The 25523-nt window shown below is 69.7% G+C and carries 26 protein-coding genes and 4 tRNA genes; 9 read left to right on the top strand and 21 right to left on the bottom strand.

Annotated features, from left to right (window positions below):
* Positions 1–223: 223 nt before the first annotated feature.
* The 9 genes from rplL to OG965_RS24255 form a co-directional block, all read right to left on the bottom strand.
* A complete protein-coding gene (gene rplL / locus OG965_RS24295) occupies positions 224–607 on the bottom strand; it encodes a 50S ribosomal protein L7/L12 (protein ID WP_283142066.1) in 384 nt (127 codons plus the stop codon).
* A gap of 110 nt (positions 608–717) precedes the next feature.
* On the bottom strand, positions 718–1248 hold the full coding sequence (gene rplJ / locus OG965_RS24290) for a 50S ribosomal protein L10 (protein ID WP_371654184.1): 531 nt from the start codon (positions 1246–1248) through the stop codon (positions 718–720).
* Between the two features lie 279 nt (positions 1249–1527).
* Entirely contained in the window at positions 1528–2496 is a 969-nt protein-coding gene (locus tag OG965_RS24285) for a hypothetical protein (RefSeq protein ID WP_371654183.1), read from the bottom strand.
* Between the two features lie 131 nt (positions 2497–2627).
* A complete protein-coding gene (locus tag OG965_RS24280; RefSeq protein WP_371654182.1) occupies positions 2628–3542 on the bottom strand; it encodes a hypothetical protein in 915 nt (304 codons plus the stop codon).
* Between the two features lie 170 nt (positions 3543–3712).
* Positions 3713–4435 (bottom strand): 50S ribosomal protein L1, encoded by a 723-nt coding sequence (gene rplA, locus OG965_RS24275; RefSeq protein WP_371654181.1) that lies wholly within the window; start codon positions 4433–4435, stop codon positions 3713–3715.
* 87 nt (positions 4436–4522) lie between these two features.
* Entirely contained in the window at positions 4523–4957 is a 435-nt protein-coding gene (gene rplK, locus OG965_RS24270; protein ID WP_053731185.1) for a 50S ribosomal protein L11, read from the bottom strand.
* Between the two features lie 169 nt (positions 4958–5126).
* Positions 5127–6053 (bottom strand): transcription termination/antitermination protein NusG, encoded by a 927-nt coding sequence (gene nusG / locus OG965_RS24265; RefSeq protein WP_371654180.1) that lies wholly within the window; start codon positions 6051–6053, stop codon positions 5127–5129.
* A gap of 77 nt (positions 6054–6130) precedes the next feature.
* The gene (gene secE, locus OG965_RS24260) at positions 6131–6427 is read right to left on the bottom strand and encodes a preprotein translocase subunit SecE (protein ID WP_371654179.1); all 297 of its coding nucleotides are present in this window, start codon (positions 6425–6427) and stop codon (positions 6131–6133) included.
* 106 nt (positions 6428–6533) lie between these two features.
* Positions 6534–6606: transfer RNA gene (locus OG965_RS24255), tRNA-Trp, on the bottom strand.
* A gap of 225 nt (positions 6607–6831) precedes the next feature.
* Here OG965_RS24255 and OG965_RS24250 point away from each other — a divergent pair.
* The 3 genes from OG965_RS24250 (at position 6832) to OG965_RS24240 (ending at position 9910) form a co-directional block, all read left to right on the top strand.
* Positions 6832–8058: a pyridoxal phosphate-dependent aminotransferase gene (locus OG965_RS24250; protein WP_371654178.1), complete on the top strand. Its 1227-nt coding sequence runs from the start codon at positions 6832–6834 to the stop codon at positions 8056–8058.
* 137 nt (positions 8059–8195) lie between these two features.
* The gene (locus tag OG965_RS24245; RefSeq protein ID WP_371654177.1) at positions 8196–9215 is read left to right on the top strand and encodes an adenosine deaminase; all 1020 of its coding nucleotides are present in this window, start codon (positions 8196–8198) and stop codon (positions 9213–9215) included.
* A gap of 56 nt (positions 9216–9271) precedes the next feature.
* Positions 9272–9910, top strand: coding sequence for an NAD(P)-dependent oxidoreductase (locus tag OG965_RS24240; RefSeq protein WP_371654176.1), 639 nt, complete (start codon positions 9272–9274; stop codon positions 9908–9910).
* Positions 9911–9927: 17 nt separating this feature from the next.
* Here the strand turns inward: OG965_RS24240 and OG965_RS24235 are convergent, their stop codons facing one another.
* From OG965_RS24235 to OG965_RS24200, 8 genes are all read right to left on the bottom strand, one after another.
* Positions 9928–10983, bottom strand: coding sequence for a UDP-N-acetylmuramate dehydrogenase (locus OG965_RS24235; RefSeq protein ID WP_371654175.1), 1056 nt, complete (start codon positions 10981–10983; stop codon positions 9928–9930).
* Positions 10984–11148: 165 nt separating this feature from the next.
* Complete coding sequence (locus tag OG965_RS24230; protein WP_371654174.1) at positions 11149–12639, bottom strand: MFS transporter; 1491 nt, start codon at positions 12637–12639, stop codon at positions 11149–11151.
* A 113-nt stretch (positions 12640–12752) separates the two neighbouring features.
* Positions 12753–13319, bottom strand: coding sequence for a TetR/AcrR family transcriptional regulator (locus OG965_RS24225; RefSeq protein WP_371654173.1), 567 nt, complete (start codon positions 13317–13319; stop codon positions 12753–12755).
* An 86-nt stretch (positions 13320–13405) separates the two neighbouring features.
* Positions 13406–13840 carry a MaoC family dehydratase gene (locus OG965_RS24220; RefSeq protein ID WP_371654172.1) on the bottom strand — a complete coding sequence of 145 codons (435 nt, stop codon included), beginning with the start codon at positions 13838–13840 and terminating at the stop codon, positions 13406–13408.
* A gap of 2 nt (positions 13841–13842) precedes the next feature.
* Positions 13843–14295 (bottom strand): MaoC family dehydratase N-terminal domain-containing protein, encoded by a 453-nt coding sequence (locus OG965_RS24215; RefSeq protein ID WP_371654171.1) that lies wholly within the window; start codon positions 14293–14295, stop codon positions 13843–13845.
* 119 nt (positions 14296–14414) lie between these two features.
* The gene (gene rpmG / locus OG965_RS24210; RefSeq protein WP_158989327.1) at positions 14415–14579 is read right to left on the bottom strand and encodes a 50S ribosomal protein L33; all 165 of its coding nucleotides are present in this window, start codon (positions 14577–14579) and stop codon (positions 14415–14417) included.
* A gap of 97 nt (positions 14580–14676) precedes the next feature.
* A tRNA-Met gene (locus OG965_RS24205) sits at positions 14677–14749 on the bottom strand.
* Between the two features lie 44 nt (positions 14750–14793).
* A tRNA-Thr gene (locus tag OG965_RS24200) sits at positions 14794–14866 on the bottom strand.
* Between the two features lie 315 nt (positions 14867–15181).
* Here OG965_RS24200 and OG965_RS24195 point away from each other — a divergent pair.
* Both OG965_RS24195 and OG965_RS24190 read left to right on the top strand, forming a co-directional pair.
* A complete protein-coding gene (locus OG965_RS24195) occupies positions 15182–16450 on the top strand; it encodes an amidohydrolase family protein (RefSeq protein WP_371654170.1) in 1269 nt (422 codons plus the stop codon).
* A 130-nt stretch (positions 16451–16580) separates the two neighbouring features.
* The gene (locus OG965_RS24190) at positions 16581–17237 is read left to right on the top strand and encodes an SDR family oxidoreductase (protein WP_371654169.1); all 657 of its coding nucleotides are present in this window, start codon (positions 16581–16583) and stop codon (positions 17235–17237) included.
* Positions 17238–17553: 316 nt separating this feature from the next.
* On the opposite strand, the gene OG965_RS24185 is transcribed toward OG965_RS24190, so the two are convergent.
* Positions 17554–18462: a hypothetical protein gene (locus OG965_RS24185; protein ID WP_371654168.1), complete on the bottom strand. Its 909-nt coding sequence runs from the start codon at positions 18460–18462 to the stop codon at positions 17554–17556.
* 929 nt (positions 18463–19391) lie between these two features.
* Positions 19392–19473 (bottom strand) — tRNA-Tyr (locus tag OG965_RS24180).
* A gap of 192 nt (positions 19474–19665) precedes the next feature.
* Between OG965_RS24180 and OG965_RS24175 the strand changes: the two genes are divergently transcribed.
* Entirely contained in the window at positions 19666–20154 is a 489-nt protein-coding gene (locus OG965_RS24175) for a YajQ family cyclic di-GMP-binding protein (RefSeq protein WP_371654167.1), read from the top strand.
* Between the two features lie 28 nt (positions 20155–20182).
* Here the strand turns inward: OG965_RS24175 and OG965_RS24170 are convergent, their stop codons facing one another.
* Both OG965_RS24170 and OG965_RS24165 read right to left on the bottom strand, forming a co-directional pair.
* On the bottom strand, positions 20183–21505 hold the full coding sequence (locus tag OG965_RS24170) for a tyrosine-type recombinase/integrase (protein ID WP_371654166.1): 1323 nt from the start codon (positions 21503–21505) through the stop codon (positions 20183–20185).
* A complete protein-coding gene (locus OG965_RS24165; RefSeq protein WP_371654165.1) occupies positions 21498–22064 on the bottom strand; it encodes a helix-turn-helix domain-containing protein in 567 nt (188 codons plus the stop codon). The genes OG965_RS24170 and OG965_RS24165 overlap by 8 nt, the downstream gene beginning before the upstream one ends.
* 127 nt (positions 22065–22191) lie before the next feature.
* Here OG965_RS24165 and OG965_RS24160 point away from each other — a divergent pair, with 127 nt between their 5' ends.
* From OG965_RS24160 to OG965_RS24150, 3 genes are all read left to right on the top strand, one after another.
* On the top strand, positions 22192–22413 hold the full coding sequence (locus tag OG965_RS24160) for a helix-turn-helix transcriptional regulator (RefSeq protein ID WP_371654164.1): 222 nt from the start codon (positions 22192–22194) through the stop codon (positions 22411–22413).
* Between the two features lie 146 nt (positions 22414–22559).
* Positions 22560–23630: a bifunctional DNA primase/polymerase gene (locus OG965_RS24155; protein WP_371654163.1), complete on the top strand. Its 1071-nt coding sequence runs from the start codon at positions 22560–22562 to the stop codon at positions 23628–23630.
* Positions 23627–25198 (top strand): hypothetical protein, encoded by a 1572-nt coding sequence (locus OG965_RS24150; RefSeq protein WP_371654162.1) that lies wholly within the window; start codon positions 23627–23629, stop codon positions 25196–25198. Before OG965_RS24155 ends, OG965_RS24150 begins: the two co-directional genes overlap by 4 nt.
* Positions 25199–25523: the final 325 nt, after the last annotated feature.

The raw sequence follows: 25523 nt of genomic DNA, 5'->3' as shown, positions 1-25523 counted from the left end.
CAGCTCCGCGGAGATCGCTCCGTTACGGCTGCTACGGCTACGAGGCGCACACGGGGCGTACGGCGATGATCACCATACTCCCTGTCGCCCTCCGTGCAAGGCAGCCGTCACGCGTCGCCCGGGTACGCCGAAGGGCGACCACCCGGATGGGTGATCGCCCTTCAGTGTGTACGCGTTACACGCCCGTGGACGTCACGCACAAAGAGTCAGAAGACTCACAAGGTCACTTGACCTCGACGGCCGCACCGGCAGCCTTGAGGGACTCGGCAGCCTTCTCGGCGGCCTCCTTGTTGACCTTCTCGAGGACCGGCTTCGGGGTGCCGTCGACGAGGTCCTTGGCCTCCTTGAGGCCCAGGGAGGTCAGCTCACGCACGACCTTGATGACCTGGATCTTCTTGTCGCCCGCACCGGTGAGGATGACGTCGAACTCGTCCTTCTCCTCCTCGGCCTCGGCGGCGGGGCCACCGGCGGCGGGGCCGGCAACGGCGACGGCCGCGGCGGCGGTGACGTCGAACTTCTCCTCGAAGGCCTTGACGAACTCGGAGAGCTCGATGAGGGTCATCTCCTCGAACTGGGCGAGGAGGTCGTCCTGAGAGAGCTTCGCCATGATGGGCGATCCTTCCACTAATTCGGCAGGTGCCGGATGTATATAGAGGCGGGCGTAACGGCCCGCTACGACCCGCGCACTAGGCGGCGCGGATCAATGCGCGAGCCGAATTACTCGGCACCGCCCTGCTCGGCGAGCTTGACGCGAAGCGCTTCCGCAGTGCGGACGAACTTCGACGGCAGCGCCTGGAAGAGCGAGGCAGCCTGAGACTGCTTGCCCTTGAACGCGCCAGCCAGCTTGCTGAGCAGAACCTCGCGGGACTCAAGGTCCGCAAGCTTCTTGATGTCATCGGCGGACAGCGCCTTGCCATCAAGGACACCGCCCTTGATGATCAGGTTGGGGTTCTCCTTGGCGAAGTCACGAAGACCCTTGGCCGACACCACCGGGTCACCGGTGATGAAGGCGGCACCCGTCGGACCAGTGAACTGGTCGTCGAGCGAGGTGATCCCGGCGTTGTTGGCCGCGATCTTGGTCAGCGTGTTCTTCACCACGGCGTACTGGGCGTTCTCACCGAGCGAACGACGCAGCGTCTTGAGCTGCGCCACGGTGAGACCCCGGTACTCGGTCAGCACGACGGCGTTAGAGCTGCGGAACTTGTCCTCAAGCTCGGCTACGTCGGCAGCCTTGTTGGGCGTCGGCATAGTGCGTCGGCCTCCTTCCGGGTGATGAGGACCGCTCAGAAGGGGCCACGACATAAAAAACGCCCCGGCGCAAGTGCACGGGGCGTAGCTCGACCGGAACGAGTCCGGGAACTTTCCACAGTCACCTGCGCGGGTCGTCCGCATGCGGCGGATCCTTCGGCCACCGCCCCCTCTTGCGAAGGAACGGCAACGACCAGCGGTCTTTGGCTTCTGTGGAAGAGTACGTGACGGGTAGCGGATCGAGCAAATCCGGTCGTACGGGGCGGTCGGGCCGGGCCGTCAGGCGCCGCCGAGACCGCCCTTCCCGGCGTCCTTGCCCAGGTCGCCCAGGCCCTTCAGCATCTCGAACAGATCGGCGGTCTGACCCGCGGGCGGAGCCGTGACCTGGGTCTTGGTGCCGTAGTCCGAGTAGTGCGTGGACGTGATGACCTTGCCCTGGGGGCTGCTCATGTTGACGTCCATCCGGACCGGGTAGCCGTCCGTGTTGACCCAGACCTCGGTGTCGTACCCCTGGACCCCGGTCTTCTTCATGTTGGCCAGGAGCTGCTCGCGCTCCTTGGGGGCCAGGGTGTCGAGCATCTTGTTGCTCTTCATCATCTCGTCGATGGTGAGCGTGCCCTTGTAGTGCTCGGAGGCGACCCCGTCGACCTGCTCGGCGCCCAGGTGCTTCAGGTTCGGCGAGTCGAGCAGCAGGGCGAGCTGCTGGGCCGGGTCCTGGTTCATGTTCTCCATGCCGGCGGTCATCTGCTTGACCAGCTGGTCCTTGCCGGACTGCTTGGCGAGCGCGGTCAGGTCGAACTTGATCCAGCGCTTGCCGCCGAGCTCCTTGGCGGACTCGCCCATGGCGCCCATGTCCACGTACATGACGTTGTTCACCCAGAGCATGCGGGTCTTCTCGGGCGCGCCCGCCATGCCCTTGGCGGCCGAGGACGTCACGGTGAGGTCCATGGCCGTCGGTTTCCAGGCCATGACACCGCTGGTCTCGGTCTTCTCCGAGCCCGCCCCCGCGGACGCGGGCGCCGACATGGTCATCCGGACCTTCGCGGACTTGGCCGCGGCGGTCTTCTTGTACGCGGCCGCGAGCACCTGCGACGCGGCGGTACGGGACTGCGGCGCGGCGGCGGCCTTCTTGGCGCCCCCCGCGCCGTCGGCCTTCTTGTCGTCGCCACCGCAGCCCGCGGCCCCGGCCACCACCAGGGCGGCCGTCGCCGTCGCCAGCGCCGCCCGCGTCCATCCGGACCTGCTCATGTACCCCACCCCTTGTTCCCCCGTGCCGTGATCCCGTAGATCGGGTCGATCATCTGCACCGTAACCCAAGGGTGTGACGGGTGAGACGGATTATGACCGCTGTTGCGTGGGATGCGACTGCCGTTGTGCGGTTACGACTGCTGCTGGGCGGGCGACTTGGGCTTGATCAGGCTCGTGAAGTCCACGGTGTCGGAGGCCGCCGGGGCCTCGGCGGAGACCTTCACGCCGTAGTCCGAGTAGAAGGCGGTGGTGTTCATCTCGCCGTTCTTCGTCGCGGCGCGCTCGGTCTTCTTCACCAGGAGGTCGTCCTTGTCCACCCAGATGTCGACCGTGTCGGTGGAGATGCCGCTCTTGGTCATCTGGGACTTGAAGGCCTCCAGCGTCTTCGCGTCCAGGCCCGAGCTGCTGACCACCAGCTTGGCCATGTCGACCGTGCCCGAGTAGTGCGTGGTCCGCACCCCGCGGACTTCCTCGGTGCCGACCTCCTTGACGTCGCCCGAGGCGAGCAGCACCTTCACGCCCTGCTGGGGCGTCGAGTTCTGCATCTGGTCCTTCATGACGGCGCCGCTGGGGCCCATCAGCCTGGCCATGTCGTCATAGCCGTACCGGATCCAGTGCTTGCCGCCGAGCTCCTTGGCGAACGCCGGGCCCATGTTCGCGAAGTAGGCGTCGTGCAGATAGCGGGCGTCGATGCTGTCGCTGCCCAGCTGCTTCATGGACTGCGCCATGGTGCCCTGGGTGTACTTCATCCGCATGGCGCCGGTCGTCCCGTTGCCCCACGCCAGGGTGCCGGTGCCCTCCAGGCCCATCACGGTGCCCATGGACATCGTCGTCTCGACCTTGGCGGAGCCCACCCCGTCGGTCTTCTTCTGCACCGCCTGGAGGGCCGCGACCGGGCTGAAGTCCGACCCGGCCTTGTGCTGCTCCTTGGCGGGCGCGCTCTTCTTGTCGCCGCTGTCGGAGCCACCGCAGGCGGCGAGCCCCGAGAGCGCCGCACCCACAGCCACCAGCGAAATACCTGCACGCCGTACGGACCTGGTGTTCATGCGTCCCCCCTCGAATACCTTTTCCCTTGCCCGTCGACGGTAGCGCAGGGGTACGACAACACCGCGCCCGCCCGGGGCTGTTGGGACGCGGTTGCGACAAAAAGCCGGGCCCCGCACCTCCGAAGAGGTGCGGGGCCCGGCTCTGGACTAGCCGATGCGAGCCGTCAGGCTCAGACCGCGGCCGGGTCCTCCTCGACGAGGAGGTTGCGGGTGCGGTTGGAGTCGAGCGCGATACCGGGACCCATCGTGGTGGTGAGGGTCGCCTTCTTGATGTACCGGCCCTTGGCGGCGGACGGCTTCAGACGGAGGATCTCCTCCAGCGCGGCGCCGTAGTTCTCCACCAGCTTGGCGTCGTCGAAGGACACCTTGCCGATGATGAAGTGCAGGTTCGAGTGCTTGTCGACGCGGAACTCGATCTTGCCGCCCTTGATGTCGTTGACAGCCTTGACGACATCGGGGGTGACGGTGCCGGTCTTCGGGTTCGGCATCAGACCACGCGGGCCGAGCACGCGGCCGAGGCGGCCGACCTTGCCCATGAGGTCCGGGGTGGCGACGACGGCGTCGAAGTCCAGACGGCCCTTCGCAACCTCGTCGATCAGTTCGTCGGAGCCGACAATGTCGGCGCCGGCGGCTTCCGCGGCCGCAGCACGGTCACCGGTCGCGAAGACCAGGACCCGGGCGGTCTTGCCGGTGCCGTGCGGGAGGTTCACGGTGCCACGGACCATCTGGTCGGCCTTGCGCGGGTCGACACCCAGGCGGAAGGCGACCTCGACGGTGCCGTCGAACTTGGTCGCGGAGGTCTCCTTGGCGAGACGGACGGCCTCGAGCGGGGCGTAGAGCTTGTCCGCGTCGATCTTGGCGTCCGCAGCGCGGAGAGTCTTGCTGCGCTTCACTTCTGCTCCTGTGTTGGTTCAGGCATGGAGTCGTGGTGCGGACCAGCGCTTGGCCCTACCACTGGGGTACTACGGGGAAGGCTGGGATCAGCCCTCGACCGTGATGCCCATGGAACGGGCGGTGCCAGCGATGATCTTGGACGCGGCGTCCAGGTCGTTGGCGTTCAGGTCGGCGAGCTTCGTCGTGGCGATCTCGCGGACCTGGGCCTCGGTGATCTTCGCGACCTTGGTCTTGTGCGGCTCGCCAGAGCCCTTCTCCACACCCGCGGCCTTGAGGATCATCTTCGCGGCCGGCGGAGTCTTGGTGATGAAGGTGAAGGAGCGGTCCTCGTAGACCGTGATCTCCACCGGGATCACCCAGCCACGCTGCGACTCGGTCGCCGCGTTGTAGGCCTTGCAGAACTCCATGATGTTGACGCCGTGCTGGCCGAGCGCGGGGCCGACCGGCGGGGCCGGGTTCGCCGCACCGGCGTTGATCTGGAGCTTGATAAGCCCCGTGACCTTCTTCTTCTTGGGAGGCATTGCTCTCTCCGGGTCCTAGTGAGAGTGAACCGCCTGGCATCCGATCATCCGGATGGAGGCATACCGCACAACGATAACGGGTATCTGTCTGCGGCTAAAAACCGAGCAGGTCAGACGGGCTTTGAAGAGCCCGTCTGACCTGTTCGGAAGACGTGTGGTCCGGAAGAAACTAGTTCTTCTGGATCTGGTCGAAGCTGAGCTCGACCGGGGTCTCGCGGCCGAAGATCTCGACGAGGCCCTTGACCTTCTTCGAGTCGGCGTTGATCTCGTTGATCGTGGCCTGGAGCGTGGCGAACGGGCCGTCGGTGACGGTGACCGAGTCGCCGACCTCGAAGTCGAGCACCTGGACCTCGACCTTGCGGGCCGGAGCCGGCTTGCCCTCGGCCTCGGCGGCCTCGCGGGCGGCCTTCTCCTCGGCCTCCGGGGCGAGCATCTTGACGATCTCGTCCAGGGTCAGCGGGTACGGGTCGTAGGCGTTGCCCACGAAGCCGGTGACGCCGGGGGTGTTGCGGACGACGCCCCAGGACTCGTTCGTCAGATCCATGCGGACGAGAACGTAACCGGGCAGCTTGTTCTGCCGGACGTTCTTGCGCTCGCCGTTCTTGATCTGGACGATCTCCTCTTCGGGGACCTCGGCCTGGTAGATGAACTCCTCGACGTTCAGCGAGACGGCACGCTGCTCAAGGTTCGCCTTCACGCGCTTCTCGTAGCCCGCGTAGGTGTGGATGACGTACCACTCGCCGGGCAGGCCGCGCAGCTCCTGGCGGAGCGCCTCGACCGGGTCGACGGGCGCGGCGGGCTCCGCGGGAGCCTCCTCGGCGCCCTCGTCCTCGGCGTCCTCGTCGGCCTCAGCCTCGGTGGCGTCCTCGTCCTCGACGTCAGCGACGTCCTCGGCGGCCTCGTCCTCGGACTCGGCGGCCTCCAGCTCGTCCGCGTCCTCGACGTGGAGCGCGGCCTGCTCGGCCGCCTCGCCCGCATCGGCGTCGGCAGCCTCGGCCTGGTCCGGGTCCACGGCGTCCGCCGCCTCGACGATGTCGAGCTGGTCCTCCACGGACTCCGCCGACTCGATGGCGTCGTTCAGGTTCGGGTCAGACACGTGGCTGCTTCTTCCTGGCTACAGATGGGTGGAACAATGCGAAAAAGGCGCCGGGTGGGCGCCCTTACGCGAGTGGATCAGCCGAAGACGTACTTGACGACGTGCTCGAATCCGGTGTCGATCACGGTCACGATGCCGATCATGATGACGACGAACACGATCACCACAGTGGTGTACGTCGACAACTGGTTTCGGGTCGGCCAGACCACCTTGCGGAGCTCGGCGACGACCTGACGGTAGAAGAGCGCGAGACGGCCCAGGGGGCCCTTCTTGCCGCGCTTGCCGCCCTTGCGGGCCTTCTTCTTGGACTCCTGGTCCGCAGACGCCTCGTCCTGGGCATCAGGCATGTCGATGGAGCCCACGGCGTCCGTCACGCTTCTCACCTGATTCCGGGTCGTGGCCGTGCCGCGCCCGGTGGAGCCGCACGGCGGTGCATAGAAGTACGTACATGCGCACACATCCTGGCGAAGGTGTGTGTAGCAGGGCCGGAGGGACTTGAACCCCCAACCGCTGGTTTTGGAGACCAGTGCTCTACCAATTGAGCTACGACCCTTTGTGGTTCCCCAACCTACCGCATCCGACCGAGTGCACCGAGTGCCCGCAGTCGATCGGTTGGTGGAGGCCAACGACAGGTGAGTGTACGTGGTCCGGGGCCCGGCGTCGAACAGATAGCTCCTGACAGCTCCGCGCGGACGCACCGAAAGCACTGTGCAACTGCCCCGTCCGGTCCATGAAACCGGTGTGCCCGGGGCACGGCAGGTCTGGGACGATGGGCCGTATGAGCGCTGCAACTTCTCCGACCGAGCGCCGGGTGTCCGCGCGCATCGGCGCGATCTCCGAGTCCGCGACCCTCGCCGTCGACGCCAAGGCCAAGGCCCTCAAGGCCGCCGGGCGGCCGGTGATCGGCTTCGGCGCCGGTGAGCCCGACTTCCCGACCCCGGACTACATCGTCGAGGCGGCCGCCGCGGCCTGCCACGACCCGAAGTACCACCGCTACACGCCGGCGGGCGGCCTGCCCGAGCTCAAGAAGGCCATCGCCGAGAAGACCCTGCGCGACTCCGGCTACGAGGTCGACCCGTCCCAGATCCTGGTGACCAACGGCGGCAAGCAGGCGATCTACGAGGCGTTCGCGGCGATCCTGGACCCGGGCGACGAGGTCATCGTCCCGGCGCCGTACTGGACCACCTACCCGGAGTCGATCCGCCTCGCGGGCGGCGTCCCGGTCGAGGTCGTCGCCGACGAGACCACCGGCTACCGGGTCTCGGTCGAGCAGCTGGAGGCCGCTCGTACGGAGAAGACCAAGGTCGTCCTCTTCGTCTCCCCGTCCAACCCGACCGGCTCGGTGTACACCGAGGCCGAGACCGAGGCGATCGGCCGCTGGGCCGTCGAGCACGGCCTGTGGGTGCTGACCGACGAGATCTACGAGCACCTGGTCTACGGGGACGCCGTCTCCGTGTCACTGCCGGCGCTCCTGCCCGAGCTGCGCGACAAGTGCATCGTCGTCAACGGCGTCGCCAAGACGTACGCGATGACCGGCTGGCGGGTCGGGTGGATCGTCGGCCCCAAGGACGTCATCAAGGCCGCGACCAACCTGCAGTCGCACGCCACGTCCAACGTGGCCAACGTCTCCCAGGTGGCGGCGCTCGCCGCGGTCTCCGGCAACCTCGACGCGGTCGCGAAGATGCGCACGGCCTTCGACCGCCGCCGCCAGACCATCGTGAAGATGCTCAGCGAGATCGACGGCGTGGTCTGCCCGACCCCCGAGGGCGCGTTCTACGCGTACCCCTCGGTGAAGGGCCTGCTCGGCAAGGAGATCCGCGGCAAGCGCCCGCAGACCTCCGTCGAGCTCGCCGCGCTGATCCTGGACGAGGCCGAGGTCGCGGTCGTCCCGGGCGAGGCCTTCGGCACCCCGGGCTATCTGCGGCTGTCCTATGCGCTGGGCGACGAGGACCTGGTCGAGGGCGTCTCGCGGATCCAGAAGCTGCTGGCGGAAGCGCGCGACTGAGGCACGTGAGTGCTTGAGGCACTCCCGGGAACGGGCCACCGACTCACCTGAGCCGGTGGCCCGTTCCTGCGTTCGGGCAAGGTCCCGATCGGGGAAAGGGGCTGTCGGACGGGCCCGGGGTGCGGCAAGATCAGCCGATGGAGCACGTTCGCGACGTACGAGACCTGCCGAAGGCCCATCTGCACCTGCACTTCACGGGGTCGATGCGCCCCACGACCCTGCTGGAGCTCGCCGACAAGTACGGGGTACACCTCCCCGACGCGCTGACCAGTGGCGAGCCGCCGAAGCTGCGGGCCACCGACGAGCGCGGCTGGTTCCGCTTCCAGCGCCTGTACGACATCGCACGCTCGTGTCTGCGCACCCCCGAGGACATCCAGCGGCTGGTGCGCGAGGCCGCCGAGGAGGATGTGCGGGACGGCTCGGGCTGGCTGGAGATCCAGGTCGACCCGACGTCGTACGCGCCGATGCTGGGCGGGCTCATCCCGGCCCTGGAGATCATCCTGGACGCGGTCGAGTCGGCCGCGCGCGAGACGGGGCTCGGCATGCGGGTCCTGGTCGCGGCGAACCGGATGAAGCACCCCCTGGACGCCCGCACACTGGCCCGCCTCGCCGTGCGGTACGCGGACCGGGGCGTGGTCGGCTTCGGCCTCTCCAACGACGAACGCCGGGGCATGGCACGGGACTTCGACCGCGCCTTCGCGATCGCCCGGGAGGGCGGCCTGCTGGCCGCGCCGCACGGCGGCGAGCTGAACGGCCCCGCGTCCGTCCGGGACTGCCTGGACGACCTGCACGCCACCCGCGTCGGCCACGGGGTGCGCGCCGCCGAGGACCCGCGGCTGCTGAAGCGCCTCGCCGAACGCGGGATCACCTGCGAGGTCTGCCCCGCCTCCAACGTCGCCCTGGGCGTCTACGAGAAGCCCGAGGACGTCCCGCTGCGCACGCTGTACGAGGCGGGCGTGCCGCTGGCGCTCGGCGCCGACGACCCGCTCCTGTTCGGCTCCCGGCTGGCCGCCCAGTACGAGATCGCCCGCCGCCACCACGCCTTCACCGACGCGGAGCTGGCCGAGCTGGCCCGGCAGTCGGTACGGGGGTCGGCGGCGCCGCAAGAGGTGAAGGCGAAGCTCCTCGCGGGCGTGGATTCCTGGCTGGCCGCGTAACACCTCAGGCACCCTTGGCAGAGTAATTACCTATCCACCAGGGGAGGGTGACGAAAATGAAGCTCACGGTTTTCGGTGCGACGGGCCGGATCGGCGCGGAGGTGGTCGGGCAGGCGCTGGCCGCCGGACACCAGGTGACGGCGGTGGTACGGGACCCGGGACGGTTCACGGTGACGGGACCGGGCCTGGAGGTGGTCCGGGGGGATCTGGCGTCCCCCGACTCACTGCGCCCGGCGGTGGCGGGCCGGGACGCGGTGCTCTCGGGGCTCGGCGCGAACAAGCGGGCGGACGCGGCAGCGGGCATCACGGCCCGCCTGACCGGCTCGATCGTGAAGGCGATGGACGCCGAGGGCACCCGCCGCCTGCTGGTGGTCAGCGCGGGCCCGGTCGGCCCGGAGGCGCCGGACGACCCGTTCCTCGACCGCCTCACGCTGACGATCGTCACGCGCGTCCTCAAGGACGTCTACGAGGACCTGCGCCGCACGGAGGCCGCGCTCGCCGCCTCGGCGCTCGACTGGACGGCGGTACGCCCGGTCCGCCTGGTCAACAAGCCGAGGACGGGCACCTACCGCACGGCCATAGGGGCGACCCCGCGCAGCGCGCGCACGATCGGGCGGGCGGACGTGGCGGACGCGATGCTGGGAATGATCGACAACCAGGCCACGGTGAAACAGGGAGTCTGCGTGTCGTACTGACCGTCCTCGCGGACCGGTCAGATCTCGGCGTTGACGGTCACCGGCTCATTGACGAGCGTCACCCCGAAGGCCTGCTCCACACCCGCGACGACCTCGCGGGCGAGGGCAAGCAGGTCCTCGGTGGTGGCGCCGCCGCGGTTGGTGAGGGCGAGGGTGTGCTTGGTGGAGATCCGGGCGGGCCCGGAGCCGTACCCCTTGGTGAACCCGGCCTTGTCGATGAGCCAGGCGGCGGAGGTCTTGGTCAGCCCACCGCCGAGGTCCCAGGCGGGCGGAGCGACATCGCCGCCGAGCCGCCGCTCGGCCTTCGCGAGGAAAGCCCGGTACTGGCTCTCCCCCAGGATGGGATTGGTGAAGAAGGACCCGGCGGACCAGGTGTCGTGATCATCCGGGTCGAGGACCATGCCCTTGCCGGCCCGGAGCTTGAGGACGGTCTCGCGGGCGGTGGCGGCCGGGACGCGGTCGCCGGGCTCGACGCCGAGGGCGCGGGCGGTCTCGGCGTACTTGATGGGCGCGGAGAGCCCGCCGACGTCCTCCAGCTCGAACCGGACGCGCAGGACGACGTACCGCTCGGGCTGCGCCTTGAACCGGCTGTGCCGATAGGAGAACTCGCACTCGCCGGCGGCCAGGACGACGGTACGCCGCTCGACCCGGTCGTACGCGACGACCTCGCGGATGGTGGAGGAGACCTCCTGGCCGTACGCGCCGACGTTCTGGATCGGGGTGGCCCCGGCGGACCCGGGAATCCCGGCCAGGCACTCGATCCCGGCGAGCCCGGCCTCCACGGTCCGGGCCACGGTGTCGCTCCAGACTTCCCCGGCGGCCACTTCGAGCCGGGTGCCGTCGAGCGAGAAGCCCCGGGTGGCGATCCGAAGGGCGGTCCCGGCGAACCCCTTGTCCCCGATGACGAGATTGCTGCCGCCACCGATGACGAGCAGAGGGGTCCCGGCCCCGTCAGCCTCCCGCACGGCGTCGATGACCTCGTCATCGCTGAGAGCCGTCAACAGCCGCTCGGCCGGCCCACCGAGCCGAAAGGTGGTGAGGGGGGCGAGGGGGGCGTCGTGAAGTACGTGCACGGGGTCCAGCGTACGGGGCCCCCGGCGGGGTGCGGGATTCGCCTGCGGGTGGGTGGGGGCTGAGCGCGCAGTTCCCCGCGCCCCTAAAAATGCCGCTGCGCGACCAGCCGCATACGGTCCGCAGACGAGCGGGGTCCGGGGGCATAGCCCCCGGGAAACCCGCCCTTACCCCACCAGCGCATCCTCCCGCGCCGGCGCGGCCGGAGCCGACGCCGACCCCGCCACAGAAGCCCGCGGCAGGCACACCGCACTGACCGCCGCCAGCGCCACCACTCCCGCCCCGACCCACAGCGCCGGCTGCAGCCCGTCCACGAAGGCGGTGGCCGACCCGTACCCGCCCTGCGCGGAGAACACCGCCGCCAGGACGGCGACGCCCAGCGCCCCGCCCACCTCGCGCAGCGCGTTGTTCGCCCCGGACGCGATCCCCTGCTCGGACGGCCGCACGCTCGACATCACCAGATTCGCGGCCGGCGCGAAGTACAGCGCCATCCCGATCCCGCTGACCACCAGCGCCGGCAGCTGCGTCCCGTACGACACGTCCGGCGACAGGATCAGGGCGAACCACCCGAGCCCGATCGCCTGGAGCGCCAGTCCCGCCGCCACCACCGGCCGTCCCCCGATCCGGTCGGACAGGATGCCGGCGATCGGCGCGACCAGCAGCGGCATGGCGGTCCACGGCAGCATCCGCAGCCCCGCCTCGGTCGGCGAGTAGCCGAGCACGCCCTGCAGGAACTGGCTGAGCAGGAAGATCGAGCCGAACATCCCGACGAACATCAGCAGGCTGGACAGGTTGATCGCCGCGAACGCCCGGCTCCGGAACAGCCGCATCGGCAGCAGCGGCGCCTCGCTGACGATCCCGTGCCAGACGAAGGCGCCGAGCAGCGCCGTACCGGCCACGAGCCCCGTCAGCACCGTCGGGCTGCTCCAGCCGTCGACGTTGCCCCGGATCAGGCTGTACACGATCCCGAAGAGCCCCCCGCTGGCGAGCACCGTGCCGCGGATGTCGAGCCGGGCCCCGCTCCCGTACGACTCCGCGAGCCGCAGCCGCGCCAGCGGCAGCACGAGCACGCCGAGCGGAACGTTCAGCCAGAAGATCCACTGCCAGGAGAAGTGCTCGGTCAGCGCGCCTCCGATCAGCGGCCCGCTCGCGACGGCGAGGCCGTTGATCGCGCCCCATATCCCGTACGCCAGGCCCCGCTTCGCGGCCGGCACCGCAGCCGTGAGCAGCGTGAGCGTCAGCGGCATCATGATCGCCGCGCCGACGCCCTGGACCGCGCGGGCCGCGACAAGACCGTCGATCCCGGGCGCCAGCGCCGCCGCGGCGGACGCGCCGGTGAAGATCGTCAGCCCGACGAGGAAGAGCTTGCGGCGCCCGAACCGGTCCCCCAGCGCCGCTCCGAACATCAGCAGCACGGCGAAGGTGAGGGTGTACGCGCTCACCGTCCACTCCAGATCGTCCAGCGCCCCGCCCAGGTCCTCGCGGATCGACGGCAGTGCGGTGGTGACGACGAGGTTGTCGAGCGCCGCCATGAACCCGGCGACGCTGGTGATCACCAGCGCCCACACGGCGCCCCCGCGCCGGGCCGCCCCCTGCTCGGACTCCTGGCCAGGCCCTTGCTCGTGCTGCTTCTGCGTCTGCTTCTGCTGCTCGGACATCGCTTCCCCGCTTCCCCTGTCTGGTTGGTATCGCTGGTTAGTTATCAGTTACTAACTTTCGAGCTCATACGTGTGCGCCCGCACACGCCGCACCGCCCCGGGCAGCCCCGCGGCTACTTCTCCAGCCGCCCCTTCACCCGTGCGGAGGGATAGATCTCCTCCCACACCCGGTGCTCGGGAGGGAACCCGATCGCCACCAGCGTGTTGATCAGCATCCCGTACGCCAGGAACGTCGTGGTGTCCTTGTAGCCCTCCAGCGGGATGCTCACCGCGTCCCACAGCTCCATCCACTCCCGCCGGACGGCCTCGCCGAAGGTCCGGTCGCCCGCCGCCTCGGCCGCGGCGACCGCCACGTACACCTGCATCTGCATGAGCAGCCGCTCCGGCTCCTCCGCGATGACCTTGGTGTACGCGTTCGCCATCGCGTGCACCGCCTCCTCGCCGCGGAGCCCCTCGGACGCCTCGACGAACATCCGGACGGTGTCCTCCATGCAGCGGTGCATCGCCGCGAGGAAGATCGCGGGCTTGTTCGGGAAGAGCCGGAACAGATACGGCTGCGAGACACCCACCCGCTTGGCGATCGCCTCGGTGGACGTCCCGTAGTAGCCGCGGTGAGCGAACTCACTCATCGCCGCCCGTACGACGCTCTCGCGCCGCTCCTCCGCACTCATCCTGACCATGGATCTAAAGTTAGTGGCTAATAACTAACTTCGCAACCCCGAAGAACGGCCGCCGGGTTTCCCACCCCGGCGGCCGTTGTGCGGGCTCACGCCAGCGCGACCACCGCGCGCGACATGCCCAGGACCTTCTGGCCCGCGCTCATCGCCGTCAGGTCGACCCGGACCGTCTTCGCCTCGTCGTCCAGCTTGGCCGCGACCTTGGCGCTGACCTCGACGAGCGCACCCGTTTCGTCGTTCGGCACGACGACCGGCTTGGTGAAGCGCACCCCGTACTCGACGACCGCCGCCGGGTCGCCCACCCAGTCGGTGACCACCCGGATCGCCGCGGCCATGGTGAACATGCCGTGCGCGATGACGTCGGGCAGCCCGACCTCCTTGGCGAACTTCTCGTTCCAGTGGATCGGGTTGAAGTCGCCCGAGGCGCCCGCGTACTGCACGAGTGTGGCGCGACTCACGGGGAAGGACTGCGCCGGCAGCTCGGTGCCGGTCTCGACGTCCTCGTAACGGATCTTGGCGCTCATCGTCACTCCCCCTCGGCCGCGCGGGACACGAGCTTGGTGAAGGCGGTCACGACGTGCTCGCCCGCCTCGTCGTGGACCTCACCGCGGATGTCCAGGATGTCGTTGCCCGCGAGGGACTTGATCGCCTCGATGGTGGAGGTCACGGTGAGCCGGTCCCCCGCGCGCACCGGGCGCTTGTACGCGAACTTCTGGTCGCCGTGCACGACCCGGCTGTAGTCCAGGCCCAGCTGCGGGTCCTGGATCACGTCGCCGGCCGCCTTGAACGTGATGGCGAACACAAAGGTCGGCGGCGCGATCACATCGGGGTGCCCGAGCGCCTTGGCGGCCTCCGGGTCCGTGTACGCGGGGTTGGCGTCCCCCACGGCCTCGGCGAATTCGCGGATCTTCTCCCGGCCGACCTCGTACGGCGCGGTGGGCGGATAGGTCCGCCCCACGAAGGACTGGTCGAGCGCCATGGGCTCGCAACCTCCTGCTTGGTGATCTGCTTGGTGATCTACGGAACGGGATACGACGAGAGGCCGCTCCCCAGAACAGGGAACGGCCTCTCGTACGAGCCTGAGTGCTAAACCCGTGGTTAGCGGGTCTCGCGGTGTGCAGTGTGCGACTTGCAGCGCGGGCAGTGCTTCTTCATCTCAAGTCGGTCCGGGTTGTTACGCCGGTTCTTCTTGGTGATGTAGTTCCGCTCCTTGCACTCCACGCAGGCCAGCGTGATCTTCGGGCGGACGTCGGTGGCAGCCACGTGAGTGCTCCTTGACGGACAGGTAGACGGATGAACGCATAAAAGAGTAGCCGATCGGGAGACCGACCCCACAATCGGCTACTGTTGCTACTTGGAGTAGCGGTGACCGGACTTGAACCGGTGACACAGCGATTATGAGCCGCTTGCTCTACCGACTGAGCTACACCGCTTTGATGATCCGGTCCCCGCTTGTGGGCGGGGACCCTCTCACCAGAGCCCCAATACGGAATCGAACCGTAGACCTTCTCCTTACCATGGAGACGCTCTACCGACTGAGCTATTGGGGCGAGCGATGAAGACATTACACGGTCGGCCGCCGATCGCCCAAATCCGTTTCGCCGGGCCGCCTCGGAGCCCTCGGACGGCCGTCGCGGGGCGGCTCCCGCAGGGGGCGCACGGGGGCCCGGGGGCGGGTGGGACATGATCGCGAACCGCTTCCGCACGACCCCGCCCCAGGTGTCACGTACGCCACTCGTGGCCACACCGGTACGACTATTGCGCTCCTCCTCGATGCGCGCGGGGTGCGCCCCTAGGCTCGGCTCTCACGCTGCGTGATCTTGCCCTGAAGGCCCCGCGGGGCCCCGAGGACCACCTGGAGCGCGATGTCCGACAGCCAGTCGCAGCCGGCCCACTCGCCCGGCACCGGGGACGGCCCCGCCGAGGCCGCCGCCACGCTCCTGCTGTCCGGCGCCCGGCTCGCCGACGGCCGGACCGTGGACGTCCGGCTCGGCGGCGGCCGCATCGAGGCCGTCGGGACCGCGGGCAGCCTCGCCGCGCACTTCTCCAAGGTCGACCTGAACGGCTTCCTGCTGCTCCCGGCGCCCGCCGAGCCGCATGCGCACAGCGACACGGCGCTGACCGCGTTCGGCCCCGAGGGCCCGGTCTCGTACGCGGCGCAGGACGTCCAGCGCCGCGCCACCGAGGCCGCCCTGCTCCAGCTCGGCCACGGCGCGACGGCGCTGCGCTCGCACGTGCGGATCGACGACGTACGGGGCCTGGAGCCGCTGGAGGCTGCCCTGCAGACCCGCCGCTCGCTGCGCGGGCTCGCCGAGCTGAACGTGGTGGCGGTGCCCCGGCTGCTGACCGGCGCGGCGGGCGCGGACGGGCTCGCGATGCTGCGGGACGCGGTGAAGATGGGCGCGTCGGTGGTCGGCGGCTGCCCGGACCTCGACCCGGACCCGGCCGGGTACACGGAGGCGGTCCTGGAGATCGCCGCCGAGCACGGCTGCGCGGTCGACCTCCACACGGACGGTGACGACCCGGCGCGGCTGGCCCGGCTCGCGGCGATGACCGCCGGGCTGCGCCCGGGCGTGGCGATCGGCCCCTGTGCGGGCCTGTCCCGGCTGCCGCGCGAGGCGGCGGCACGGGCGGCGGACCAGCTCGCGTCGGCGGGCGTCGCGGTGGTCTGCCTGCCGCAGGGCCGCTGCGGCATGACGGAACGTCAGGGAACCGACCGTCAGGACATGCCGCCCGTGCGGATGCTGAAGGCGGCGGGCGTGCGCGTGGCGGCGGGCAGCGGCGCCCTGCGCGACCTCGCCAACCCGGTGGGCCGGGGCGACCCGTTGGAGGCCGCGTACCTCCTCGCCTCCCAGGCGGGCCTGCGCCCCGAGGACGCGTACGGCGCGGTGAGCGCGGCCGCCCGGGAGGCCATGGGCCTGCCCGAGGTCCGCGTGGAGGCGGGCTTCCCGGCGGAGCTCCTGGCGGTCCGCGGCGAACGCATCGCGGGCGTACTGTCCCTCGCGTACAGCCGCATCGTGATCCACCGCGGCCGGGTGGTGGCACGGACGAGCGCGGTACGGGAGTACTGCGACTCGGCGGCGGCGGTGGCACTGGATCTGCCGCGCCAGGGGCGGTCGGACTCCGGCGGGTGAGGTCCCTTGGGGGGCCGAAGGGGCGTGCGGGGCGGGCACGCGGGCGGACGCGCCGGCCGGGCGGGGCTTCGGCGCCCGAAGGGGCTCACCGGGGGCGCGCCGGGCGGCCCACCGGCGTACGGTCGTGAGCATGCGCATTGTCATCGCAGGAGGCCATGGTCAGATCGCGCTGCGGCTCGAACGGCTGCTGTCGGCGCGCGGGGACGAGGTCGCGGGCATCATCCGCAAGCCGGAACAGGCGGACGACCTGCGAAAGGCGGGCGCCGAGCCCGTCGTACTCGACCTGGAGTCGGCGTCCGTGGACGAGGTCGCGGCCACCCTGGAGGGCGCCGACGCGGCGGTCTTCGCGGCGGGCGCGGGCCCCGGCAGCGACGCGGCCCGCAAGGAGACCGTGGACCGGGCGGCCGCGGTCCTCTTCGCCGACGCGGCGGAGCGGGCGGGCGTACGCCGCTACGTGGTCGTCTCCTCGATGGGCGCGGACCCGCGCCACGAGGGCGACGAGATCTTCGACGCGTATCTGCGCGCCAAGGGCTCGGCCGACGAGGCGGTACGGGCCCGCCCCGGCCTGGACTGGACGATCCTGCGCCCCGGAATGCTGACGAACGACGCCGGCACGGGCCTGGTCACCATGGCCGCGTCGACGGGCCGCGGCCCCATCCCCCGCGACGACGTCGCCGCCCTCCTGGCCGAACTCGTCGACACCCCCGCCACGGCGGGCCTGACCCTGGAAGCGATCAGCGGGTCGGTGCCGGTGACGGTGGCGGTCAAGGACGTGGCGGGGAACTGAGGGCCCGAGGCGAGAAGACCCCCGCCGAGCCGCGTTTCCGCAATTCAACGGGGGTCTGGGGGCTAACGGGGGTCTGGGGGCTAGGGCCTGTCGCCGCCTGGCGGCGCCAGGATGGGAACTTCGAACCGGGTCGGCCAGGCCGACGGATGTCCGTTCCGGCCGCCGACCGTGCCAGGCCCCTCACCCGGTGGTTTGCGCCATGGCTCGATCGTTTCTGCTCCCATGGCCCGCAGCCCGGGATCTTGCTTCGCCGTTTTCTCCCCACCCAGCGCCCGACCTTCCCCTCAAGCCCGAACACCGGCACCGCGCCCGTCCGCTAGCGACGGATCCTGGTCTGCTGCTGATACTCGCCATGGACCCTGACGATTTCCTGGAACAGATCCGGAAGATCCGAAAGATCGATGTTCCTGGGGTTGGTGGCATAGCTGATCAATCCAAGCAGCTGGTGCAAGATGTCGGCCTCCTGCTGCTGGCGCTCCCAGGCAGGGTCGGCCGCCGACTCCTCGCTCTCCTGTGGAGTGGTGCGAAACCTTTCGTCTTCGATGAGCCAGTCCGACAGCGCCTGCGGCCACACCAGCCGCATGGCCGTTCTGTGTTCCTGTGGCCCCCCTTCCCGGGAGTCCTCCAGGGCGGTGAGTATGCGGGCCTCGTGCGATCGGTCGACACGCGCCTGAAGACCTTCGACGGAAGCGAGCCGTACGGCCAGGTCCCGGATCAGCTCTCCGTGGCGCAGCGCCCAATCCCGCTCCGCGCGCCGGCTGCGATGCTCGCGGACGGACTCCACCCGCTCGCTCTGCGTACGAGGCAGAGTGCCGTCGGCGCGCCTGTGCGCGCGGGTCAATTGGAGATGGCGGCGTTCCGCCGACTGACGACCGCTCAGTTCCAGAGCGTCGGCGATGCGCTCCCAGGTGATCCGCTTGGTTCGCGCCAGGGAGATCAGCTGAAGCTCATCGCTTTCCAATTTGTCCCGGAGCATACGGATAACCAGGAGCGTCGCCAGAATGTCCGTCTCTTCGACGTCGGGCTGGATTATCCCGCGAGCTCGCTGACAGATGCGGTCGTAAGCGCGGGCCACCTCCAGCAGCGTCGGAGCGGACTCGGAACTCCCCGGCTGGGAATGTCGCCGCACTCCGCCCGGAGACTCCAACAACCGCCCCCATGCCCGGTCCCGGTTGTACTCCGCCTCGGGATACTGCGCACGCCGTGCGGCACGTGTCGTCTTCATGACGACTCCCCCTGTCGTCTTTTGGACGACGCATTCGGCAGAGAGTCGCGTTCAGTCGCGCACAGTCGCGAAGTGTCCGGTGGCCCGTCGATCGGCCCTTCGGACGACGAGCCTCCCGCGTGCCGGACCATTCGTGGCCTTCGGCGCCACACGGATCGCAGCACCCCGACAACCACAGCGGTGATCGCGAACATCACCTCGGCTATGTAGTGGGCGCCGGCATCATGGATGACAGAACTCATCATGAATGAATCAGCGCACGTCACAGACGTGCGCTCTCCTCCTCACGTTGCTGGTGGTGCAGTAGCACGCCCCGCCGAGTTGGCGTATGTGAAGACAAATGCCTTCACAACGCACCGCCTCGCGGCACGGAACGTCAGGCCGCGATTACAGCCCGACGCCAGGAGAAAGTCTGCCGCCCCCGAAACACACGGACGGCCCGCACCGGACCCGCCTCTCCAATCGCCACCCTTCGCCATGGCCACATAACGCGCATTTCACCAATACAAGACGCGCCTTGCCCCACAGAAATGTCGTCCGAGAGAGGCAGAGCACTGTTCCGCGCCCACCTTGTCCGCTTTAACAGCGGGTAACTACGGAGAAGTCGACGCACCCAAAAGCAGAGGCAGCGGCAGAGGCAGCGGCAGACCGAGGAAGAGAATCGGATTCAGCAATTCCGTATACCGCGCCGCGCCCGCTTGCGTACGACGTCGGCATGCGGAAGTAGTCGAGGAGACCGGTACCGGAAGAGACGGCCGACAGCAGCCGGCACCACACCGCCCCGCGGATCCGAGTGCCTCGGAGTGCCTCGGAGTCCTCGGAGTGAGGCACTTCACCGACCCGCGTTCCAGCCGAACGATGGCGGGCGGACAACGAGAAAACCCCCTCTCGTCTGCGTTTCCGCAGATAAGAGGGGGTCTCACCCAGTGTGGCGGCGCCAGGATTCGAACCTGGGTAGGCTAAGCCGACGGATTTACAGTCCGTTCCCATTGGCCACTCGGGCACACCGCCATGGGATGTCGCTGGTAGAGGTCCCGCTCTCGCGGTGCTCCCTGGCAACGACGTAAACGATACCCGATACCCGGGGGTGCTTCGCCACCCGGTTGATCAGCGCTTCGCGCGGGCCCGGGTGGCTAGGCTTTGGGGCAGCGGTTCGGCAGCCAGGCCGTACCCCCACGCACCCGATCCAAGGAGCCACAGGACATGGCCGACTCCAGTTTCGACATCGTCTCGAAGGTCGAGCGGCAGGAGGTCGACAACGCCCTCAACCAGTCGGCGAAGGAGATCTCGCAGCGCTACGACTTCAAGAACGTGGGCGCGTCGATCGCTTGGTCCGGCGAGAAGATCCTGATGGAGGCCAACTCCGAGGACCGCGTCAACGCGATCCTCGACGTCTTCCAGACCAAGCTGGTCAAGCGCGGGATCTCGCTCAAGGCGCTGGACGCCGGCGAGCCGCAGCTCTCCGGCAAGGAGTACAAGATCTTCGCCTCCATCGAGGAGGGCATCTCGCAGGAGAACGCCAAGAAGGTCGCCAAGGTCATCCGCGACGAGGGCCCCAAGGGCGTCAAGGCGCAGGTGCAGGGCGAGGAGCTGCGGGTCTCCTCCAAGAGCCGCGACGACCTCCAGGCCGTTCAGACCCTGCTCAAGGGCAAGGACTTCGACTTCGCGCTGCAGTTCGTGAACTACCGCTGATCAAGTGGTCTGACCTGCACGGACGTTGTCAGGCTGAGTGAGCAGGGCACAACGGGGGCACATCGCCGAGGGCGGCCTCGACGGCGGCCCTCGTTGTGTCCTCCTCGTCCGGCCACAGGTGCGTGTAGGTGTCGAGCGTGATCGACGGCTTGGCGTGGCCGAGCCGCTTCTGAACCGTCTTGACGTTCTCGCGGTGCTTGATGAGCAGCGAGGCGTAGAAGTGCCGCAGGTCGTGCAGGCTCGCCCCGTCCGGGACCTCGACGCGGACGGGCTCGGCGCCCTCGGGCTTACCTCTCCGAACCCATGCCGCGAGCGCCTGCTCGTACGCCGCCGCGAGGGCCTTGTTCGCGTTCTGCCTCGCCCTACGCCATACGTGCGCCCAGGCTCCGCGCCGGACCGGCTTGCGGTCCTGGTTCGGGAAGATCAGGCGCGCGGTGCGCTGCTTCGGCTTCCGGGGGTCGGTCCGGTCCTCGATCCTCACCTCGGGCGCGGGGAACCGTTCGAGGTGCACGGCGAGCGCGTCCACCGCCGCTTTGGTGAGCGGCACTGTGCGGTAGCTCTCGTGCGTCTTGGGCTCGCCGAGGTAGGGCTCGCCGTCTTCCGGGTCGATGATCTGCTGCCGCACCGTTACCTCGCGCCGCAGGAAGTCGACACCGTCGACTTCGAGGCCGAACAGCTCGCCCTGACGCAGCCCGGATGATGCGGCGAGCAGGAACAAGGCGCGGTAGCGGGCGGGCGACGCGTCTATGAGCGCCCGTACGGCGTCGGCGTGCAGCGGCACGATCTCGGCCTTGCGCTGCCGTGGCAGCCGTACCCCGTCACAGGGGTTGCTCGCGATGATTCGGTCCCGGACGGCCGTCCGCAGGGGCGTGACGACGTAGGCGTACGTGACCTCTAGCGTCGACGGTGCAAGCACCTGTGCCCGGTCCTTGACCCAGGCTTGTATGTCCGAGGTCCGGATGCTGGCCACGGGTCGGTCACCGAACGTCGGGTAGACGTGATTCCGCAGCCCTCGCTCGACGCGCGACGCAGTGGTCGGTCTGTGCACCGCCGAGGTGCGCCACCGCTCGGCAACGGCTCGGAAGCTCTCTTTGCCCGCAGCCGGATCGACGTACAGCCCCCGGTCTAGGTCGGCCTTCACCGTGGCCGCGCGGGTCTCGGCTGCGGCCCGCTTGTCGAAGTTCTCTTTGCGCTGCTTCCCGCTCGCGTCGCGCCAACGGACCTGCCAGCGCTTCCCTTTCCCGTGCTCGCCGCTCGGAACGAGCTTGCGCGTCTTGCTGGTGTGCTCTGGGCACGGCTTGTCGTCTTTGCCCGGACGGGACTTGTGCCACCGGTCGTAGACCTCAGCCATTCGCGCCCGCCCCGCCCTCTTCTCGGTCCGCCTCGCCGGTCGGCGACTTGGGCGTGATGCCTGCCGCCCCCAGGGCTTCCCAGATCTGCTTGTTGATCTCGTAGCCCTCCCGCTCGCGCCGCTGGCGGGACTTCCATTCGTCCGCAGGGACTTCGCTGCGGTAGATGCGTTCGTTCGTGAAGGTCAGCGGCGCCTCGCCCCTGATCCACTCCCGGACCCACCCGACACCTTCCCGACGCATCCCCTGCGTGGGCTGCGGCTCCTCCGGGGTGAGTTCGTAGCGCGGGGATTCGTCGTCGACCGGTACGAGCAGGTGGATCGGCGCCACATGCAGAGCCTGCGCCAGGATCAGCCACTCTTCGAGGGTGATCTGCCGCCGTCGACGGCCGCGCAGGTCGGGGCGCCCGCTCTCGATGTTGGCGATGACCGAGGCGGTCATGCCGGGCGCGCCCATCAAGGCGCAGCGTTCGGCGAGGCCCTTTGCCGTGAGCCCCTGGCGCTTCCGTAGTTCTTGGGCCCGCTGGGCAACGACGTCACTCGCAGATTCGGGGACCGCCACACTCACTCCTATGTCGATACGACAATTCCAAAAGTCACGTTGACATACAACGCGGGCCATCGGCAAGGTGACACGGAGATCAACTCCTCGACATGGGGAGTTGTCGAAAGGACATAGGAGTCAACTGTTGCCCCGCGCTCAGATCACCGACGCCGCCGACTTTGCCCGCCGCAGGCTCGCCACCGCGCAGGAACTCGCCGACTACTGTGGCGTGCCGCTCGCCACCGTTTACCAGTGGAGCCATCGCGGGGGCGGTCCCCGCATGATCAAGGTCGGCCGCCACCTGCGCGCCCGTTGGTCCGACATCGAGAAGTGGCTCGACGAGCAGGCCACCGACCCCGCCGCGTGATGCGCGCGCCATGCGCCCGCACCACGGACAAGGGCCGTCGGCGCAGCTACGCCGACGGCCCTCACGCCCTCCCCGCCCACGTCGTATGTGACCACCAGCGGCACCGGGTCTCTCACCACCCGGTCCGCTCGGAAGGACGCTCCACCGTGCACACTACGCACGCCCGCCCCTCGACCGCCTCGCCCTCCGATCCGCTCCGCGTAGCCCTGTGGCTGGCCGCTCAGGGATACGCGGTGCACCCGCTCGCCCCCGGCCTGAAGGTGCCCGTACGAGGCTGCGCCCGCTGCTCGCCGGGCACCGCCGACCACCCGAACCCCTCGTATGTCGAGCACGACGGACACGCCTGCCCGTGCCACGCCGACGGGCACGCCTGTCACGGGGTCCTCGCCGCCGCCACCGACGCCGACCGGATCACCGAATGGTGGACGCGCACGCCCGCCGCTGGGGTCGGCGTCGCCGCTGGGCCGTCCGGGCTGGTGATCCTCGACGTCGACACCCACGGCGGAGAGGTTCCGAGCGATCCCGAGCGCCTGCTGCCAGGTGTCGAACTGCCTGACGACCTCGCCCCGGGCAGCGTCCTCGACGGCCGCGACGTCCTCGCACTGCTCGTCGAGGCGCGCCGCGCCCCCCTGCCCGGCTGCGTCCCGGAAACGCTCACCGTGCGCACGCCCTCGGGCGGAGTGCACTACTGGTTCCGGGCACCCGCCGGTACGCAGTGGCGCCCGCAGGCGGGGGCGCTCGGCTGGCAGTTGGACGTGCGTGCCGGATCGTCGTACGCCGTCGCACCCGGCACCGTCACCCGTGCGGGCGCGTACACCGCGCTCGGGGACTGCCGCACGGTCGCCGAGCTGCCCGTATGGCTCGCTCGCGACCTCGACCGCACCGGGCACCGCGTACGCCCCGAGCGGCCCCGCATCACGCTGCCGTGGCGCTCGCGCGGCATGGGCGGCGGGTATGTGGCCGCCGCCGTCGAGGCCGAGCTGCGCGCCGTCGCCGAGGCGCAGCCCGGTACCCGCAACGACGCGCTCAACCGGGCCGCGTTCAACCTCGGCACCCTGTGCGGCGCGGGCCGCCTCGACCGCGCTCAGGTCGCCGATGTCCTCGCCGACGCCGCCCAGCACGCAGGGCTGCCCAGTCGCGAGGCCGAGGCCGCGATCCGCTCCGGTCTGGCCGCAGGCGAGCGGCACCCGCGCGCGCTCACCGGGGCCGCCGCATGATCCAAGCCCCGAGCTTTGATCCGACCACCGCAGCGCGTTCCGTCGTCCCCTTCCGCCGCCCGGAACGGGACACGGAGCCGTCGCGTGCGCCGCAGCAGGAACGCCAGCCGCCGCAGGCCGAGGTGCTGCGCATACTCGGGCAGAACCGTTTCCGGTACCTCCACCACAACGGCGCCCCCTACGCCGTGCCGTACGACGGTCCACCCGTCGCCGTGCCGCTGCGTGCCACCGCACACACCGGTACGGGCAGCCTGCGGCAGCACCTCATCCGCGCGTACGTCGCCGAGCACAACCGCACACCCTCGCAGTCTGCGCTCGCCGACGCCGTGGCGGTGCTCGACGCGCTCGCCATGCACGCCGCCGAGGTCGAGCTGCCCCTGCGCGTCGCCGCCGACCCGGACGACCCCACCGTCACGTGGCTCGACCTCGGGCGCCCCGACGGTGAGTCGGTGCGCCTCGCCCCGGACGGCTGGACGCTCACGTACCCGGACGTCGAGACAGGGCCTGTGTGGCGCCGCAGTCGGCTGGTTCGCACCCTGCCCCGTCCGGACCGGGTAGCGGGCGGCTGGCGGGCGGGCATCGAGGAGTTCGCCGCGCTGCTGCCGTTCACCGCCGAGACGCTGCCGCTCGCCGTCGGCTGGCTGCTTGCCGCCTTGCGCCCGGACATCCCGCGCCCGGTCGCCTATCTCACGGGTGAGCAGGGCACGGGCAAGAGCACGTCGGGGCAGATGCTCGCCGGAGTCATCGAGGGCGCCCGCGCCCCGCTGCGCCAGGCTCCAGAGAACCTGCGCGACCTCGGGCCCACGACAGCCGCCGGGTGGGTGCTCGCCCTCGACAACCTCTCGGGGCTGCCTGGCTGGCTGTCCGACGCCCTGTGCCGCATCGTCACCGGCGACGCCCAGGTGACCCGTGCCCTCTACACCGACGACGACGTGAACGTACTCACCTACCAACGTCCCGTACTGCTCACCGGAATCGACCTCGGCGCACTCCGCAACGACCTCGCCGAGCGCATGCTGCCGCTCGAACTCGCCCCCATCCCCCGGCACAAGCGGCGCACCGCAGGCGCCTTGTGGGCAGCGTACGAGCAGGCCCACCCGCGCATCCTCGGCGCGCTGCTCGACCTCGCCGCCGAGGCTTGGGCCGAACTTCCTTATGCTGCTGCCGACTTGACTGAGCGTCCGCGCCTGGCCGACTTCGCCGAGCTGCTGCACGCCCTCGACCGCGTCACCGGGTGGCGCAGCCTCGACGCGTTCCACGCCACGCAAGACGCCCTGAACGAGACGGTCCTCGACGGCCATCCGGTCGCCGCCGCGCTGCGCGAGTGGGCCGCCTCGCCTGCCTTCCCACCTGGGGACTGGACAGGCACCATGGCCGAGCTTCACCGGCTGCTCGGCAGCGACGGGCGCGGCCTGGCCGACGGCTGGCCCAAGACTCCCGCCGTCCTCAGCGCCCGTATCCGCCAGGTCGCCCCCGCGCTCCGCGCACGGGGCATCCACATGGCCCGCGCTTCGGGCAGCAACAAGCACGGCAAGGTGTGGACTGTCGTCTACGCCCCGCCGTCATGACCTGACACCCGCCCTCGACGCGCCCCGGAGCGGCATCCCGCCGCCCGGGGCTCACCTCTGCCCGGGGACGCGTGGGGGACGGCCGGGGACGCACCCCGCATCACCCAGCGTCCCCCTGCGCGCCCGCCTCTGCCTGCTACAGCGTCCGAGGCACCCCACCGGAGGACGCGGGGGACGCTGCGCCCCTCCTTCCTCTCTGTCTTGACGAGAAGGGGGAGAGGTAAGGGAGAGAGCAGCCCGAAAAACGCGTCCCCCACGTCCCCCGCCGCACCGAAACGTCGCGCTGCGACCGGTCGTGCCTTGCGCGCGGGCGCGCGCGATTACC

The organism is Streptomyces sp. NBC_00224 (assembly GCF_041435195.1).
Lineage (GTDB): Bacteria > Actinomycetota > Actinomycetes > Streptomycetales > Streptomycetaceae > Streptomyces.
The sequence above is the reverse complement of the archived record's forward strand: the minus strand, read 5'-3'. Positions and strand labels throughout refer to the sequence as shown.

Coding starts and splice junctions, on each gene's coding strand:
- OG965_RS24185 (WP_371654168.1), bottom strand. CDS start 18,462: ATGAAGACGACACGTGCCGCACGGCGTGCGCAGTATCCCGAGGCGGAG.
- OG965_RS24230 (WP_371654174.1), bottom strand. CDS start 12,639: ATGTCCGAGCAGCAGAAGCAGACGCAGAAGCAGCACGAGCAAGGGCCT.
- OG965_RS24240 (WP_371654176.1), top strand. CDS start 9,272: ATGAAGCTCACGGTTTTCGGTGCGACGGGCCGGATCGGCGCGGAGGTG.
- OG965_RS24245 (WP_371654177.1), top strand. CDS start 8,196: ATGGAGCACGTTCGCGACGTACGAGACCTGCCGAAGGCCCATCTGCAC.
- rplJ (WP_371654184.1), bottom strand. CDS start 1,248: ATGCCGACGCCCAACAAGGCTGCCGACGTAGCCGAGCTTGAGGACAAG.
- OG965_RS24195 (WP_371654170.1), top strand. CDS start 15,182: ATGTCCGACAGCCAGTCGCAGCCGGCCCACTCGCCCGGCACCGGGGAC.
- OG965_RS24170 (WP_371654166.1), bottom strand. CDS start 21,505: ATGGCTGAGGTCTACGACCGGTGGCACAAGTCCCGTCCGGGCAAAGAC.
- rplK (WP_053731185.1), bottom strand. CDS start 4,957: ATGCCTCCCAAGAAGAAGAAGGTCACGGGGCTTATCAAGCTCCAGATC.
- OG965_RS24285 (WP_371654183.1), bottom strand. CDS start 2,496: ATGAGCAGGTCCGGATGGACGCGGGCGGCGCTGGCGACGGCGACGGCC.
- OG965_RS24175 (WP_371654167.1), top strand. CDS start 19,666: ATGGCCGACTCCAGTTTCGACATCGTCTCGAAGGTCGAGCGGCAGGAG.
- OG965_RS24190 (WP_371654169.1), top strand. CDS start 16,581: ATGCGCATTGTCATCGCAGGAGGCCATGGTCAGATCGCGCTGCGGCTC.
- OG965_RS24215 (WP_371654171.1), bottom strand. CDS start 14,295: ATGGCGCTCGACCAGTCCTTCGTGGGGCGGACCTATCCGCCCACCGCG.
- OG965_RS24225 (WP_371654173.1), bottom strand. CDS start 13,319: ATGGTCAGGATGAGTGCGGAGGAGCGGCGCGAGAGCGTCGTACGGGCG.
- OG965_RS24280 (WP_371654182.1), bottom strand. CDS start 3,542: ATGAACACCAGGTCCGTACGGCGTGCAGGTATTTCGCTGGTGGCTGTG.
- OG965_RS24150 (WP_371654162.1), top strand. CDS start 23,627: ATGATCCAAGCCCCGAGCTTTGATCCGACCACCGCAGCGCGTTCCGTC.
- OG965_RS24250 (WP_371654178.1), top strand. CDS start 6,832: ATGAGCGCTGCAACTTCTCCGACCGAGCGCCGGGTGTCCGCGCGCATC.
- rplL (WP_283142066.1), bottom strand. CDS start 607: ATGGCGAAGCTCTCTCAGGACGACCTCCTCGCCCAGTTCGAGGAGATG.
- OG965_RS24220 (WP_371654172.1), bottom strand. CDS start 13,840: ATGAGCGCCAAGATCCGTTACGAGGACGTCGAGACCGGCACCGAGCTG.